The sequence below is a fragment of the Rothia sp. HMSC069C01 genome (assembly GCF_001814655.1).
GTDB classification, from domain to species: domain Bacteria; phylum Actinomycetota; class Actinomycetes; order Actinomycetales; family Micrococcaceae; genus Rothia; species Rothia dentocariosa.
In genome coordinates this window covers 69412-86323 of record NZ_KV817379.1, presented here as the reverse complement: position 1 = coordinate 86323, position 16912 = coordinate 69412, and the positions used below count along the sequence as shown (strand labels likewise).

Annotated in this window: 11 protein-coding genes; 2 read left to right on the top strand and 9 right to left on the bottom strand. The window is 55.4% G+C overall.

What is annotated here, in order from left to right; genetic code table 11:
* The 7 genes from HMPREF2981_RS00980 to HMPREF2981_RS00945 all read right to left on the bottom strand — a co-directional run.
* On the bottom strand, positions 1–1260 hold a 1260-nt coding region (locus HMPREF2981_RS00980), incomplete at its 3' end, for a hypothetical protein (protein WP_246825185.1).
* A gap of 78 nt (positions 1261–1338) precedes the next feature.
* A complete protein-coding gene (locus HMPREF2981_RS00975; protein WP_004005445.1) occupies positions 1339–2616 on the bottom strand; it encodes a hypothetical protein in 1278 nt (425 codons plus the stop codon).
* Positions 2617–2739: 123 nt separating this feature from the next.
* Complete coding sequence (locus tag HMPREF2981_RS00970; RefSeq protein WP_004005444.1) at positions 2740–4185, bottom strand: hypothetical protein; 1446 nt, start codon at positions 4183–4185, stop codon at positions 2740–2742.
* Positions 4186–4370: 185 nt separating this feature from the next.
* Positions 4371–6188 (bottom strand): pentapeptide repeat-containing protein, encoded by a 1818-nt coding sequence (locus HMPREF2981_RS00965; protein ID WP_070660013.1) that lies wholly within the window; start codon positions 6186–6188, stop codon positions 4371–4373.
* Positions 6189–6561: 373 nt separating this feature from the next.
* Positions 6562–7050, bottom strand: coding sequence for a hypothetical protein (locus tag HMPREF2981_RS00960; RefSeq protein ID WP_070660010.1), 489 nt, complete (start codon positions 7048–7050; stop codon positions 6562–6564).
* A gap of 433 nt (positions 7051–7483) precedes the next feature.
* Positions 7484–8839: a hypothetical protein gene (locus tag HMPREF2981_RS00955; RefSeq protein ID WP_070660007.1), complete on the bottom strand. Its 1356-nt coding sequence runs from the start codon at positions 8837–8839 to the stop codon at positions 7484–7486.
* Positions 8840–9408: 569 nt separating this feature from the next.
* On the bottom strand, positions 9409–10779 hold the full coding sequence (locus HMPREF2981_RS00945) for a chloride channel protein (protein WP_070660004.1): 1371 nt from the start codon (positions 10777–10779) through the stop codon (positions 9409–9411).
* Between the two features lie 159 nt (positions 10780–10938).
* Here HMPREF2981_RS00945 and proC point away from each other — a divergent pair, with 159 nt between their 5' ends.
* Entirely contained in the window at positions 10939–11787 is an 849-nt protein-coding gene (gene proC, locus HMPREF2981_RS00940; protein ID WP_070660001.1) for a pyrroline-5-carboxylate reductase, read from the top strand.
* An 89-nt stretch (positions 11788–11876) separates the two neighbouring features.
* On the opposite strand, the gene HMPREF2981_RS00935 is transcribed toward proC, so the two are convergent.
* Both HMPREF2981_RS00935 and HMPREF2981_RS00930 read right to left on the bottom strand, forming a co-directional pair.
* Positions 11877–12539, bottom strand: a complete 663-nt coding sequence (locus tag HMPREF2981_RS00935) for a potassium channel family protein (protein WP_004005437.1) — start codon at positions 12537–12539, stop codon at positions 11877–11879.
* Positions 12532–13941 (bottom strand): TrkH family potassium uptake protein, encoded by a 1410-nt coding sequence (locus HMPREF2981_RS00930; RefSeq protein WP_004005436.1) that lies wholly within the window; start codon positions 13939–13941, stop codon positions 12532–12534. The genes HMPREF2981_RS00935 and HMPREF2981_RS00930 overlap by 8 nt, the downstream gene beginning before the upstream one ends.
* A gap of 425 nt (positions 13942–14366) precedes the next feature.
* Between HMPREF2981_RS00930 and HMPREF2981_RS00925 the strand changes: the two genes are divergently transcribed.
* The gene (locus tag HMPREF2981_RS00925; protein ID WP_070659997.1) at positions 14367–16826 is read left to right on the top strand and encodes a metalloregulator ArsR/SmtB family transcription factor; all 2460 of its coding nucleotides are present in this window, start codon (positions 14367–14369) and stop codon (positions 16824–16826) included.
* Positions 16827–16912 lie beyond the last annotated feature (86 nt).

The window sequence follows — 16912 nt, the reverse complement described above, 5'->3', positions numbered from 1 at the left end:
ATAAAATTGAGGGGCGCGGTTTGTAAAACAAGAAGAGCTGTTACTGTATCCGTCTTCGCCAAAATAAGTTTCCTGATAGAAAATAGATCCACTAAAGTTAGTCTCATTTTCGTAGGTGGAGTCGCTGAAGTAAGCCCAGCTCTTGTAGGTGGAGTCGTTGAAGCTAGCCCACTGGTAGGTGGAGTCGGTGAAGTAAGCCCAGCTCTTGTAGGTGGAGTCGCTGAAGTAAGCCCAGCCCTGGTAGGTGGAGCCGATGAAGCTAGCCCACTGGTAGGTGGAGCGGCTGAAGTCAGCCCTGCCCTGGTAGGTGGAGCCGCCGAAGTCAGCTACATCCTTGTAGGTGGAGTCGCTGAAGTTAGCCCCGCCCTGGTAGGTGGAGCCGCTGAAATTAATAGGTTTTGCGTAGTAAGAGTTTGTAAGGTCTATTGGGTAGAAGAAGGTGCTTCCCGAGAAATCGTATTCAAAGTCTGACCATGCCCCCGGCGTGTTTTTGTCTGGACCCTGTATGCGGTCGTGAATTTCTTTAATAATACTGAGGCGAACGTCTGCTTCGGAATCTAATATGGCTTTGTCTATGTAGAATTCTTCTTTTTTATCTTTATATATCCCTTCAGATGTAGGGCTGTCCTGAGATAACTCATCATAATGAGAAGTAAGAGTAAATGGGGAACGTATGTAGGCGCAGAGGTTATTAATAATAACCTGCCCCTCTTTAAATCTTTCATCATCGGATAGGCTCTTTTCTTCAAGCCACTCATCTACGAGCCCAACAAGTGTGTATACACCGCCCATACGAATAGGGGCCTTCTCATCGCCCAGCTGTTCTACCGCTTTGGTGTACCGTTCTCGGCGTTCTGCTTTACGTTCTTTGAAAGCATTGTCATCGAATTGCCGGATTTGTTCTTTGAGAACTTTCGTCTGGTGTTCTTGATTTTTGAGAGCTGCATTAATATCTGCATTTGCTTTGGTGCGGTCATTAGTATTCTTGCGGTAGGTTTCAAGTAGACCGAGTGCGGCGATCGCACCGCCGGTTGTGTACAGGAGCGCTAAACGTAGGTTACTTTGTGCAAGAAGTTGTTCAGCCGTTTTCTCTTGGAAAAAAATAACCGGTAGAAAAATCATGAGAACTAGGCCTAACGCTGCCCCACCGACCAGAAGCCACGGAAAAGCCTTCTCAAACCATGTCATAAACTTGGTTTGCTGATATACCTCTGGACTACCAGACGATTTAGCCTCTACATCTTCGCGTTCTTTAGGCATCGATTATCTATTCCTCATGAGTGAGCGATGTGTTCCTTTATCTACCCTACCGTAGATAACTCGTACACGCGGGGAAATTTAGCTGCTAAGCGGCAGGGTAGTAACGCCCTTCCGGAAGGCTCGTAGCTCTTCACTGAACCACTCCAATTTTTCAAGAAGCTCTCGCCGCTCCTGCGGCACCTGCGAATCACGAAGAGAAGTTCGCGCCTCGTACACCTCCCGAAACTTTGCCGCAAGATAGTCTGCCTGTCCTGTAGATAGAAAACCGCATCCCAGAGGAAGACCGTCAGATCCGAGAGCTATAGAGTAACCGCTATCTTCAACCACAAAATCATTGCTGGATGAGCCAAATAACGTTGCCCGCGCATCCCTCTCAGCAACAAAACAGGGTGCACTTTGAACAAACCGCGAAGGATACGGTTCCCCGAAAAAGCCGGTACCAAAATTCAGAGCACCGCAGAAAACAGACCCGTACAGGGAAACCTCTCTGTCAAAGACCGAGTCACTCACAAAAACTGAGCCTCGGTAAAGCGAACCGTCGAACCCAGCCTCGCCCCGATAAGTAGAGCTATAGAATAAAACCTCATCGTAGTAGAGAGACTGATCGAAGAAGACCGATCCGCCGTAAACAGAATCGTGGAAGGAAACCTCACCATAGTAAACAGACCAGCTGAAACGCGCCGAATCATGGTACGTAGATCCGCTCCACTGGGCATCACCAAAATAGGTTGAGTTATTGAAGAAAACCCAATCGTAGTACGTAGAATCGCAAAAGTAGGCGCTTCGTTCATAGGTGGAACCGCTGAAATCAGCACTGTCGTAGTACGTGCACCCGCTGAAATCAACGGAATTCTGATACCAAGAATCCTTCATATCAACCGGGTAGAAGAAAACACTATTCGAGAAATCGTACTCAAACCCAGACCACGAGCCTTCTACATGACTCCTTCTGTCGCCCTGAGGAAAATGGCGCAACCGGCGGTGAATTTCCTGCAAAGCCTGCTGACGAACCTTTGCTTCTGCCAAAAGCTCTGCTCTGTGTATGGAAAACTCTTGGTAGTTCTCTCGATAGCTGCCGTGAGGGTTGGGCTTATCCTGCGAGAGTTCATCGTACCGAAACGCCAGTTCAAAAGGGGAGCGGATATAGGCACAAAGAACATCTACGATGCGCTGGCCCTCTAGGTGCTTTTCTTCCGCCTGTAACGCTTGGTCGGCAAGGTATTCATCTGCCAGCGCCACGAGTGCGTGCACCGCGCCCAGCCGTGTGTACGAGTGTGCGGAGTCGAGCAATTCGACGGCTTTTAGGTAACGCTCCTGCCGTGAAGCGTTCAATGTGCTCTTGTTGCTGGCGGTCATGGCGGGTGGCTCCTTGTATGGTGGTTGGGGCGTGCCCCCTTCACCCTACCGCACCTTTCGGGTACGCCACAGGATTTCTAGTTGCTGGTTAGTACATTCGTTGTCATCTTGTGAACAACAAACTTAGGGAGTCTTAGTGCTCATATGATCCCGGAACCACGCATCCCAGGCAGCCTCTGTATCGCTAGAGGACGGAGCATCCGGGGCGTTCATGGGGCGATCCGCTAACCCTTCACCAACCTGCGTTGCCGAATCTCGCCACACCAGTACATCCGTGAGGAAAATCCGAAGCCTTCCGCGCAATTCCTTGCGTTCACCTGCATCTCCGGTCTGGCGCATCTCTTCTAGAATCTGCGAAAGTTCCTGCTCATGTTCGGCAAGATACTCCACTTCGGCAGAACTCATAAACCAGCAACCGGTCGGAAGTCCCAAATCTTCAGTTTCCACACCGGCAAAAGTGTTCTGATCAGAGCCAAATATAGAAGCCGCATCATCCTCGTTCGTGCCCGAAACGAAGAGCGGTTCTTGGGCGTAATTACATGCCCCCGCATCGACTGTCTGCGTATACACAGACCCCAGATAACGAACCGCACCGTCGTATGAAGACCCGCTAAAATCGCTCTGGTCTGCATACACGGAAAAACTGAAATCCGCATTTCCTCGATAAACAGATTGGTGGAATATTGCCGCCCCGCCATAGAAAGAGTTCTCAAAAATAGCCTGTTGCCTATAATGCGAAGAACTGAAATCACAGCCTGCACGGTACATCGAGGCACTAAAATCAGCAGAACCACTATACGAAGAACCGGTAAAACCCACCCAGCCATCGAAGACGGAACCCCTGAAGCTCGCCGCTTCACCGTAGGCGCATCCCATAAAATCGTTAGCACCGTGATAGAGCGAACCCGAAAAATCGGCATCCCCAGCGTAATACGAACCGTTAAAAGCCGTGTCCTCATGATAATTAGAGCGACACAACAGGGCACCCTGCGCGAAGAATGAGCCGCTAAACTGCACCCGTGAAAAATGCGTACACCCCACAAAATTTGCGGTCTCACCCCAGAAAGCCCGTACAAAATCAACCGGGTAGAAGAATACACTACCCGAAAAATCATACATAAACTCAGACCAGTTCCCCGGAACAACGCACTCGCGCTTCGGGTATCCATGAGGTAACTCCGCTACACCATCAGCCAAGGACCACCGCATACGGTTGCTGATCGTCTCGATAAGTGTCTGCCGAATATGCGCCTCCTCCCGGAAAGCCGCACGGTCGGCGCTGAATTTCTTAGGCGAGTCAGCATAAAATCCGGTTAGTTCCTCTCTGTTCAACTCGTAGTAGTGTGAAGTGAGTTCAAAAGGAGCGCGGATGTAGGCGCAGAGAACATCTACGATGCGCTGGCCCTCCGTGTGCTTTTCTTCTGCCGATAAGGATTCATCCGCCAGCGCCACGAGTGCGTGCACCCCACCCAGCCGTGTGTACGAGTGTGCGGAGTCGAGCAATTCGACGGCTTTTAGGTAACGCTCCTGCCGTGAAGTATTCAGGGTTTTCTCGTCTCCGGTGGTCATGGCGGGTGGCTCCTTGTATGGTGGTTGGAGGCGTGCCCCTTCACCCTACCGCATCCTTGTTCGCCGCCTACAGATTTCAGCCGCTAAAAAAGGCTCTTTATTCGAATCAAGAGGCGAAAAGTACGCTTTATTCGAATAAAGAGCCTTTTTATGCAGGACGCGCAAGAGACAGGGGAGAGGAATCCCTAAACCCCTACCTGCTGGCGGTCTTGCTCCTGCAGCGGGATCGTCGTGATTTTCTCGCGCCAGGCGTGCAGTTCCTCAACGGTAGACTTCAGCCTGCCCGAAAGTTCCTTGGTCAGCTCTAGCCTATCGGTGCTGCGCGCATCGTCGCCATGAATATGCTGGGTGATCTCCTGCAGCTCGCCGTTCTTATTCGCCAAATACTGCCTATGCTCCACAGCCAGCGGCGGGCACTCGCTCGGCAGCCCGGAGGCACCGGTATCAATAGCGTAGCCCTGCCCCAGAGAGAAGACATTCTCTGTCGGTGCGAAGAACGAAATGTACTGCGCCCACGCCTCAACATTCATGAAAGCGGGCGCCGCGCCGGTAAAGACAGAACCCTGGAAGGTTACCGCATTACCATATACGGAACCCCTAAAGAGCGCCTTGTCGGCATACGTCGAGTTCTGGAACCCCGCCAGACCGTAGCACAGCGAGCTCGTGTAATTCGCCCACTTGCTGTACACCGAACCCTGAAAATCAGCCCAACCGTTATAAACAGACCGGCGGAAATACACATCGCCACCGTAACGGCAGTTATTGAAATGCACGTCGTCCGTGTAGACAGATCCGCTGAAATCCGCCCGATGATAGGTGCAGTCGCCAAAACTTGACACCCGCGTGTACACGCAGTTATGGAAGTTCGCCTGATTATGATAAACGGAGCTGTTGAAGGTCACGGTACCGGTGTAGACGGAGTTATGGAAGTTCGCCTGATTATGATAAACAGAGCCGCTGAAATCCACCGCGCCAAGGTACGTTGAGTTACGGAACACCGCCCAGTTGCGGTACGTGGAATTCACGAAAGTTACCGCCTCATGGTACGTAGACCCGCTAAAGTTCGCCTGATCCAGGTACAGGTTGCCGCTAAAGTCTGCGGTGCTGCGGTATACGGAATCGTTCAACGATGCCGCGCCGTGGTACGAAGACCCACTAAAGTTTGCGTGCGCCAGATAGGTAGAACCGCGGAAATCCGCCCAGTTACGGTAGATCGTGCCGCTAAAATCGGCTTCGTACCTGTAGGTGCACCCGCTGAAATCAGCGGTCTTATTGAAGAAGACTCGGCTGAACTCGATGGGGTAGAAGAAGGTGCTTCCCGAAAAATCGTATTCGAAGTTCGTCCACGGGCCGTCCTGGTATCCGCCCGCATCCGAGGGAGCGCGCAGACGGTCGCGGATCTGCTGCATCAGGCCGAAACGCAGCTCAGCTTCTTCGCGCAGAAGGGCGCTCTTCGCGTGAAATGCGCCGTGCGTAAGCTCCAGGGCGTGCGGGTCAAAAATCGGCGGAGACTGAATGTACCTGCTGATCTTATTGACGATGCGCTGCCCCTCCTTATTGCGGTCTTCGTAGCTTAAAGTTTCGTCCTCAAGGCATTTATCGACAAGCGCAAGAAAGGTATAGAGACTTTTCTGCCGCGTTTTCGCATTCTGATCCTCAAGCTGAGCGGTAGCTTGCTGGTAGATAGACTCACGTTCTGCACGTGTAACGCCAAAAATATCAACGCTCTTGTGGGCGACCGTCGCCACGCTTGGCCGGTTCCGGCGGGTGAATACGATGAGTGCGAGAACTGTGAGCACACCGCCGATCGCATACAGCACAAGTGAGAGAGTGGTTTGTTTGGTGAGGAATGGAATAATAATTGCGGCTATTACGCAGAGAATCGCACATATAAGAATTGACCAGGCGATAGGTCTGGCAGTCCGCGGCTTAGAAGGTTCTAAAAGTGGCGGTTCTGTAATGCTTTGTATGCGTGACTCTGCGTTGAGGCGGTGGTCGTCCATGACGGGGCTCCTTGTGGCGAGTGGGTGTCTAGTGCCGTACTTGTCGTAGAGCTAGTCTTCAGCAGGAATTTTACACCTTTAAGTTGAATCTGAGACACCCCACGCCACATAAACAGTGTTCCAATATTCCGTGACAAGGCGTTATTTTGGTAACACTGCACTTAACAGGTGGTACTTGTACCCGTTCGCATGCGCCGTGCGGCGTGTCTAAAATCCAGAAGCGAAGACCGTGTTCCCCATGCAATTTTTCGCTATCGCTTTGGTATCGCTGCGAAAAGTTTTGGACAGAGAGTGAGCACCCGACGGAAGAACGAACGTCGGGTGCTCACTAGGGAGGTGCTCTCACTGACACTGTGCGAGGGTCTGGAGGGGTCTACCCATCCCTCCGTACCGCGTGCATGTAAAACGTCAAGCACGCCACAAACTCAAGGAGCACGATTGTGAGCGTCCACAGCGCATCCAGCGCCAGGTTACCGCTCGTGAGCAGTCGGAACCACAGCGGAGAAACCGCCACACACAGTACCGCGCCTAAAGCATTGACGGACCGCACCAGCCCGGTGCCCATCCGAAAATTGAAGCACACGTTCGCAACAATATGCCCCAGCGCGTATACCAGAATGAACTGCCCCATCGGGTGGAACAGTATGTGGCTCCAGTCGCTAGTCAAATCGCCACTCACCAGAAGCGCGAAGAACGTCATCACATACGGGAGTACCATAAACAGAACGCGTACCGTGTACCCCACGGATGCCAACGTATGCCTGAAGGTAACCTCACCCGAGCCACGCTGCGGGATGCCGTGCGCACGCTCAACGCCGCCTAAGGCGGTGTACGCTCCCGCAGATGCTGCTCGTGTGCTCATGATTCCCCCAAAATATGGTTCGCAAGCATGTCTGGTGTATAGGTTGAATTTCTATACTATGCCTTTGCGGCATTAAAAACCCTCATACTCAGGGATGATTTATCAAAACTTAATGTTCGTAAGCTAAATACAGCTCAGATATACACATGTTCAACCGAGGGTCTGAAGGCGTTATACCGGGGAAGAAGCACAAGTGTCTAGTAAATAAGGCATGACGTCACAGTCTGTAACAAATCGGCCGATTAGGCAGGTTTTTCTAGGACTAGAAGTGTCTGCAGTCCTTTGACGGGGTACACAGGCATTTAGTCCCAAACCGTGCCAGCCGATAGTTTTCCGCCGTAGAGCCTGGCATTTTCACAAGAGCGCACATAAAGGTCGGACGCGCCAGGATCGTACCCGGCGCATCCGACCTTAGATTAGGGGGAGCGATCGCCTATTCGCGTGCTAACCTCTCGGGTTCAACGTCGTCCTTCGGCTGCTCGATAATCGAGCGAGCCGAAGCAATAATCACGCTCAGAATAATATCTGCCATGATGAAGATATAGGCTCCGGCTGAAGAATCTTCACCCGACCAGCCAGCATAGACGATCGCCGTGACGATCAGCAGAATAATACCCAATCCGGCGCTAATTCCATTCAGGATGCGCATGCCCTTCGTAGACTTCGAGCGCACCGCGAAAATGCACGCCGCAATCTGCACGAACATATACACTGCGCCGCCGTAGCCGAGCATCATGTTGAAGGTTCCGCCGCCACCAAAGCCGAAGCCATACATCACCAGGCATGCGGCAAGCAGAACGGTACGAATCGCGGTTACCGTAACAATGGTCTTGAGCTCGCGCGAACGTTTCTGCTCGGGGGTTTTCTCGGCACCCGCAGGCACCGCCCCTGTAGTTGCGGCTATCTGACCGCTTGCCGGTGCCCCGACCGATACCGCTGGGGTGTTCGCCGTAATGATCGGAATTGCGGATGCGGGCATGGTGTCTTCATACACCTTCTTAGCCCCGGTTTTCTCTGTGGAAGCCTGTGCCTCGGATGCGGTGGAGTCGGCAGGTGTATTAGACCCGCGCTCTGCCCGAGCGGCAGACATCGTATCGGCGATGGACGGGAATGCGCCCTGTTCCTGGGTCTGGGCGGGAAGCTGGCGGGTCCTCACGTCTTCCGCGTCGCCAGCCTCGTCAGCATCCGGGCGCGAGATGGACTGCGGAATGTTATCGGCAGGTTCAGCCTCCGGTGCCTCCGCGTGTGCGACGGCGGGTTCAGGAGCCTCAGAATCCTGTGGTTTCTCCGAAAGATATGAGCTTAGCGGGCCCTGCTCAGGTCGGCTCTGTACCGGCAGCTGACGGGTCTGCGTATTTTCGTGGTGAACAGCCTCGTCAGCGTCCGGGCGCGAAATACTCTGGGGAAGCGCCTCCGCAGGGGTGTTCGTATCGATCTCAACGGCGGCGGGTTGAGCGCTCACGGCCTCGGCAGGCTGGGGATTTGAAGTCTGCGAACCCCACGGTGTGGACTGGGCAGCGTGAGCGCTCTCGGCCGGGGAATCCTCGGCAGATTTCTGAGCGGACTCTTGAGTCTTCGCGTCTTGCGGATCCTGCGCTGCCTGCGAGGTCTGGGTGTGCGCATCCGGCCCGGCATCCTGAGGGGGCAGCGAGTTTTGGGCAGGTGATTCTTCCTGCGCGTGCTGCACAGTCGTCGAAGTCTGAGAGCGTCGAGGATTGCTGAAAGGAGCACCTCCCTGGTGGTGCGAATCCTGTATGCGCTCAGAGGTATGAGGATTCTTATCGCTCATCGTGTCTCCCTCGGATGCTGTGGCTGGTGTTAAAGTCTGTGGGCAGGTGTTGAGCCGGTGCGGGCGGGGTGGTTTTCCGCCTAGAAAATCCAGCGGGTGCTAGGCACCGGTAAGAGCTCAGCTAAGGCGCGGTCAGCGGTATGGCTAGGCTGCGAACTGGAATTTCGCGGGATAACCTCTGCAATAGTACCCAAAACGGGCACGAGTTGCCTAAACACCCCGGAAATATTGGGCTCTTTAAGGATAGCGAGAGATATCTCCAAGTCAGCGTACAACACGAAGTTACCTTGCACAACACCATATGTATAGTCGAGCTTGAGCCTGCAGTCGGATGCGCGGCAGGCACCCTTTTTCGGGTGTGTGTATAGCCCGGAAAACCCGGTGAATCTTCGCCCGCAGTACTGTAGTTATGAAACCGACGGCGGGTAGAAGAATCTGAACACACCTAAAATAGATGCACTGTAAAGTAAATTATTATAGTCGCATCCACGCAAGAAACCCGTGCATGCCACCTGTGCGACACGCGTAAAGCACGCGAAATTCCCTTACAGGCGCTCAGCCAGCCGATCTTAACGCTGGCCAGGCGTTACGGTCTGCGGGGTGCGCTGTGTTTTGTTGCCCAGGCGCATCCACAGGTATTTGACACCCCATGCCGTGCCGACCGCTACCGCGAAAGGTGCATACGCCCGCCAGTCTTGCCCGGCGAACCCGAGAATCAGGGCGCAGGCGCTCAGCGGGGCGTTCATCGACAGGCTCAGGAAAGTGACCGCGCCCAGCAGCCCGGCGGTCCCGAGAAGTTCTGATGCATGAAGCGCTCCCGCGCCCGGTTGAAGCTGAGTCAGCGTCGGGAACACGAGGATTAGAGTGCCTGTAAGCACGAAACCGCAGGCGGAACCCAAGGCTAACCCCGGTGTGAGCGTGCCTCCGTAGGCACCGTTGCGCAGGCTCGCCACCACCAGGATCGCTTTGGCTGCCAGCAGCGCGAGAGCATAGAGAAGAGCCTGGCTTAAGGCTGTTGCGTCAAGCCTGCTGGAGCTCGAAGATAAACCGGATGCGGCATCGAAAATATGCTGGGTCAGCGGGCGGCCGTTCCCCAGAATCTCCGGCAGGAAAATCGAGGTCACCGCCACCAACGCAAGTACCAGAGGAAGTCGCCAGAGCACGTTCCGATTCGTAGTTTTGCGGCTCTCTGCGCGCTGAGACGCCGCCCGGAACCACAGCGCCAGGGGAGGGATAGCCAGACCAAGAACAACCGCGAGCAGCAGCGATTCACCGGTGGTCTGCAGCTGCGGGACGGGGTAGGTGGGCGCATCCGAAATCACCAGATGCGCGGTGCAGGTTGCCACAAGAACCAGGACCGCACCCGTGAAAATATTGCGCAGCGACAGCGCTAAACCGAGAGCCTCAAACAGGAAAACAAAACCGCCCACCGGAACCTGGTACACAGCCGCTAAACCCGCCGCCGCAGCTGAGGCTACCAACACCGGGCGCACGGTCTGCGGGATGCGCATCAGATCCGCCAGACGCCCAGCAAACAGTGCGCCCAGCTCGCGCGGGGCAACCTCTTTACCCACCGGTGCACCCGCACCCACGGCCACAATCTGAGTGAGGCTGTGCAGGGTTTGCCGTAGAAATCCCGGGCGGCGCTCCTGCGGAGTTTCGCCGCGAATCTGCGCCTTAACGGACACCAGCTTAGTGCGCCGCTGAAGTAAAAACCAGATGATGGAGACCGCCACGCCCACCGCGATCAACACCAGCACACGTCGAACAGTATCGCTGTGATCCGTCACGATCGGATGCTCCGCCTCCGTATGCCCGAACGTGAGCTCCTGCATGATATCCAGGAGGTAGTGCAGAATAATCGCCCCGCCACCAGTGGCCGTGCCAATCAGCACGGTGCACAGCAGAAGGTGGGCACAGCGAATCAGACGTGTTTTCATCGTTTTACATTCTAGCTGCGAACCTCAGCCCTTTTTTGTACCGGAGTACATGCGGGGAACAGCCGGAACCGGTATTGGATTGTATGCTAGATAACAAACCCTGTGATGCGGGCGGCATGCGCCCCGTGACACGAACGAAGCAAACAGTAAGGATCGAAGATGACCGAACATATAGCATTCCTTGGCACCGGCTCCATGAACGGTTCCATCGCTGCCGGGCTCATCGCGGGCGGGTACCCCGCAGAAGCTATCCGCGCCACCGTGCGCAGCAAAAACTCCATAGACCGCCTGCGCCATCAGTTGGGGCCTAACGGGCGAGACGCCGTCGTGATCGGGTGCGAACTCAAGCCCGAAGCCAACCGTGAGGCGGTCAGCGGCGCATCCGTAGTGCTGTTGGGGGTTAAACCCTATGGAATCGTCGAGCTGGCACGCGAAATTTCGCCCGACCTCACGTCGGATGCACTCGTCATTTCGGTGGCGGCAGGAGTCACCCTCGATACGCTGCAGAAGGCTCTTCCTGCGGGGCAGCCGGTGATCCGCTGCATGCCCAATACGCCCGCAAGCGTGGGCAAAGGCGTGCTGGCAATCTCGGTGAGTGAGGCAGTGACCGAGAAGCAGATTGCGCTCGCCGAGAAGATCCTAGAGACCGTAGGTATGGTAGTGCAGGTGCGAGAAGACCAGATGGATGCGGTCACAGCTGTTTCGGGGTCCGGCCCCGCCTACGGGTTCCTGCTGGCGGAGACTATGGCGAGTGCCGGTGTGAAGCTCGGTCTGGATGAAGAGACCGCACAGAGGCTCGCATCCGCAACGATTGCGGGAGCAGGGTACCTGCTGGATAGTAACCCGGATGCCGCCGCCCTGCGTAAGGCTGTTACCAGCCCGAACGGAACCACGGAGCGCGCTATCAATACCTTTATTGACAAGGGACTTTTCGATCTCACCGAGGATGCGATGCGCGCCTGCGCCGCCCGCTCCGCTGAGCTGAGCGAACAGTACACGGCTGACTAGCCCCCGCCTCCTGCCTACCTCTCCCTACATAAAAAGAGCCTTTATTTGAATAAAGGCTCTTTTTATGACGAAGAAGGGGAAGACAGAACCTACGGGCGGGCCGCGAAACGCTCGATCAGATCCACCTGCCCCGAGACAATCAGAATATCCCGGGAATGGATGCGCGTTGCCGCATCCGCATAGGTAAACTCCTCGCCAGGAGACTTAATACCCACCACAGACACCCCGTATTTCGCGCGAATATCCGACTCCGCCAGGGTGAACCCGTGAGTTTCCTTTGGCGGGCGCATCTTAGCAATCGCGAAATCGTCGTCGAACTCGATATAGTCCAGCATGCGCCCCGACACCAGGTGCGCGGCGCGGCGCCCCGCATCCGCCTCCGGGTAGACCACATGATGCGCGCCAATACGCTCTAGAATCTTGCCGTGTGAGGGGGTGATCGCCTTCGCCCAAATCCGCTCAACCCCCAGATCGACCAGGTTCGCGGTAATCAGCACGGAAGCCTCAATTGAGGTACCCACACCCACAACCGCAGACCCGAAATCGCTCGCGCCCAGCTGCCTGAGCGCGTCAATATCGCGAGCATCTGCCGAGACCACATGGGTGAGCACGCCCGTCCATTTCTGCGCAATTTCGGGGTCTTTCTCAATGGCGAGAACCTCTTTATTCTGGGCGTGAAGCTGGGCGGCGGTTGCCGAACCGAACCGTCCCAACCCAATAATCAGTACGGGGGCGTTATGGTTACTAGCCAATGACGGGCCTTTCTTCGGGGTACTTATACAGGCGGCGGCGAGACCTCAGCGCCAAACCGGTGGCCGCAGTAATGGTGCCGATTCGTCCAATAAACATGAGCAGGGAGAGCACATAGATGCCCGAGGGCGGCAGCTCCGTGGAGAGCCCATTTGATAGTCCGCAGGTTGCGTATGCGGAAATGACTTCAAAGAGCACGCGCACGAGTGGCTGGTCTGTTATCGCCAGCAGAACTCCGGTGCCCACAAGTACAATTCCGGTACTCATCATCGTCACCGAAATGGCGATGCGTAGCGCCGACACCGGGATAGTGCGCCCGAAAGTCATCACAAATTGGTCGCCGCGTGCCTCCGCAATAATTGCAAGCATAATCACGGCAATCGTGGTGACTTTCACGCCGCCTGCGGTAGATGCTGAGCCGCCGCCGATAAACATGAGCACATCGGTTATGAGGCCGGTAACCGGGCGAATATCGTTCATATCGACCAGGTTGAACCCGCCCGAGCGCGTCATGATGGAAGCGAAAATCGAGCTGAGAATCTTCTCACCCGCGCCGTAATTGCCGATAGTACGCGGATTTGCCCATTCGGCTATGCCCCAGAGCAGGGCACCCAGTGCGAACAGGATGCTCGTGGTTGTCACCGTGAGTTTGGTCGTTAGAGTCCAGTCGCGGGGCCGAAAGGGTTTCTGCTGAATCGTCATCAGCACGGGGAACCCGAGTGCCCCCAAGAACACGGCGATACTGACGGGTGCGAGTACGAAAAAATCGTGCCCATAGGGTACTAAGCCATCGGAATGCGGAGTGAACCCGGCGTTATTAAAGGACGAAATAGCGTAGAAAATACCGTGCCACAGGCTGGTGGGCAGGTTCTCGCCAAGAAGCAGAAAACGCGGGGTGAGAACGAGGGCGATCGTCGATTCGATCCCGATTGAGGTATAAGCGACGGTACGAAGCACACTGCCGACCTCACCGAGCCGCCCGATACTGAGCTCTTCCTGCGCGATAAGTTTAGAGCGTAAACCCATTTTTCGCCCGATTGCCAGGGCAAGAAGCGAGGTCATGGTCAGCGCGCCTAAACCACCAATCTGACAAGCGAGCAGAATCATAACCTGCCCGAATACTGACCACTGGGCTGCTGTTGAAACGGTCGTCAAACCGGTCACGGTCACCGCACTGGTGGCGGTGAAGAACGCATGGTGAAATGGCGCAGGTTCGCCCGTGACCGAAGAAATCGGCAGGCTCAACGTTACGGTGAAGAAAACGATCACCAGAAAGAAGGATGCGATAGCGGTTCGTGAGGGTGAGGAGAAGACAGTCGTATCAATAAGGTTGCGCAGCTTCTCGTAGCTTCGGATGTCGAAGGGGTTGAAGCGGCGAGTAACCTCTTCCTGCTCATACATCATCGGCGATGTAGACGGAACCTTGCCGATAGCGGTGGAGATGCGACCCTCAGAAAAATCGCGCACCCGTTTGCGCTGATGCGCGCGCAGACGACGTAGATAGCGTCCCACGGGTGCCTCCTTTCCGATCGTGCGCAGAGTTTGGGCGGGGTACGGTCTTGGTGGGGATGTTTAGCTTTCTCTAGTGTATCGCCCAGGCATGCAGCTGAGCGGAACATCATAGGTATTTCTAGGGATAATGTTGGAACGGTTGTTGTGGTGCATGCACTGTGTGGGCGTGTATATGCCCTAAACGGTATATAGCTAGAACGGAATATTATGAGCATTTGGTAATATACGCGGAAAGCTTAGCGAAAAACCGCGTAGTTTCGGGCTAGAACCCATAAAACAGGTATCGAGCATACGCCGAAATATGTCATAATCGCTATATGCAATCAGACGTTTTTTCAGTGATCGCGGACCCCCCCCGCCGCAATATCGTTCATCTTCTGGCTGAACAAACACGTACTGTTGGTGCCGTTGTTGAGCACTTGAACATGAGCCAACCCACTATCTCAAAGCACCTTAAGATTCTACGTGAGGCACGGGCAGTCACCGTGCTGGTCGAAGGGCAGCGCCGCCTCTATTCGCTGAACCCTGAAGTATTTGACGAGATCACCGCCTGGGTTGCCGATATACAGGCGATTGCACACAGCACGAAGGAACAGCGGGAGTCGCAGATTAAAAAGGCTTCCGTGATTGAGGTTGTCGATGTCGTCGAGTCCTCAGTCGATGACACCGCGAAAACCGAAAAGACTGAAAAGCCCAGCGCCGAGACCAAGACTGAGAAAACTGCGCACTCTGGTGAGTCTGAGACCGACGAGCAGAAACAACAAGATGCAGAGAAGCACCCTAAAGCTACCGGTAAAACTACCGATGAGACCGCTGGTGAAGCTGCCACTGCCCATGCTCAAGATGTACAAGATCAAGATAAGACCTCGGATTCGGATGCTCCAGCCCAGCCCGTTGAACCCTCGTCCGTCGTTGAGCAGCCTGAGCCGACACCTCAGGAACGTGTATCCAAGACCCTTTCGCAGCGCAAGCGTTTCGAGGCTTTCCCCGGTTCTACCGGTTCCGCGAACGCCGGCGTGAAGCCCGGAGCGAGCCCTACGGGCGAGCGAGATGCCGAGAAGGCTTCCGGGCAGAAAGATCACGATGAGCAGGGCGCTTCCCACGAGGCTGACGCTCATGACTCGCACGCTGAGGGCGAATCGTCTGCTAAGAAGAAGACGACGACCGCCGCGATTGCAAAACCCGCCATTTTTGATGAAGAGGCACGTTCTACCGGGAGGTCGGTGACCTCCGGTCTAGGGCCGAAGACCTCGACCAAATCTGCCGCGCGCATCGTATCAAAACCTGCCCAGCAGGCGGCACCCGCCGCATCGGAAGAGGGCACAGAAACCGCCGGAACCGTTGAGGAAAACGAATTTATTCCCATGCGTCCTTTCACGCCTTCGGGGTCTTCCTACCAGGAGAAACCGCAGCAGTCCTATGGGTATGACGACGGAATTGATGACGGTCAGCAGGGGTTCTCGCCTGAGGCTCGCGGCTTTGTTCCGCGGTCAAAGTCGCAGGATAAGATCGCACAGGCAAAGCCGGAGGCAGTGAAGAGCGAGAAGACTGACAAGGGCGCGTCAGATCAGAAAGGCGCTGAACCGTCTGTGAAGGTCACCGAGTCGGCTAAGGCTCCCGCGCGTTCGTACGATACGAAGCAGCCTCACGCCAAGGCACAGCCTCAAGAGCGCACGCACGTTTCGGGCGCTCAGCAGCCTGCCCAGCAATCCGAGGGTGCTAAGCCTGTGAAGCTGAGCTCCGCTGAGTCTAAGCAGACCTCTCACGCAGCGAAGGCCGAAGCGCAAAAGTCTGTGAATGATGTTCACAAGAGCTATCAGGCAAAGCCTCAGAAACCCGAATCACCTTCGCCGCAGGCTCAGACCGCCGCGAAAACAGAATCGGCTCAGGCACAATCGGTCCGTGAAGAGGTTTCTGCCCCGAAGCCGGGTTCGGAACGGGCGGCGCAGGCGCATACCGGAAAACCCGGTACGAAAACCGAAGCGCACACTGGTTCTCAAGAAACCCCAGCCCAGGCTGCGAAACCCGCCGAATCCCCGATACAGGCGGCTGCATCCGAGAAGAAACCCGAGGATAAGCCCGCCGAAACCACCGCGACCAACGCACAAACCGCCACCCAGCCCGGCACATCTTCTACCGTGAGCTACGGCATCGACACTGCCGAAAAGAGCACGGAAAATGGGGAACGTGCGGTACAGGGTACCGCGCAGAAAAAGCAGGCTGAGAAGGGTCAGGGGAGCGCTGGCGCGTCTGAGACCAAGGAACCGGCAAAACCCGCAACGGTTAGGTCTGCCGAGGGCACCGCCTCCACAGGTGCTGCAGCAAAAACTCAGGAGCCCGAGAAAAAGCCGGCGGCTCAGGTGGAAGAGTCATCGTCAACCGCTCAGGAACCGCAAAAATCGGGTGCTGAAACCCCAGCGGAAGCCGCCCCTGCCACCGCACAGAATATGACGCAGGCACAATCCGAAGAAGCTAAGGCCGTGGAAGCTAAACTCGCCGAGAATGCGCCGGTCAAATCAGATTCCGTGACTTTCACGGCGGTGCTGCCCATCGTCACCCCGGAAATGAGTTCCGTGCAGGGTGCCCGTCCTCAAGAGGACGAAGAGGCAGCCGATGCCTCTGACAAGACGAAGAGTGCAGCATCCGAAAAATCTGGTAAGAACGAGGAACTTCCGTACCAGACACAGACGGAATACACCTCAGCATTCGGCACTGCAGATACCCCGAAAGAACCCCCGCGCGGGCTGCTTTCACGCGTTTTCGGAAGGCGCCGGTAACATGGATATTTCACAGCATACTTCTTGTGGCGTTGTGCGGTATAGACCGCACGCGTGCACGATGGTTCTCATAGCATCCCACTTCT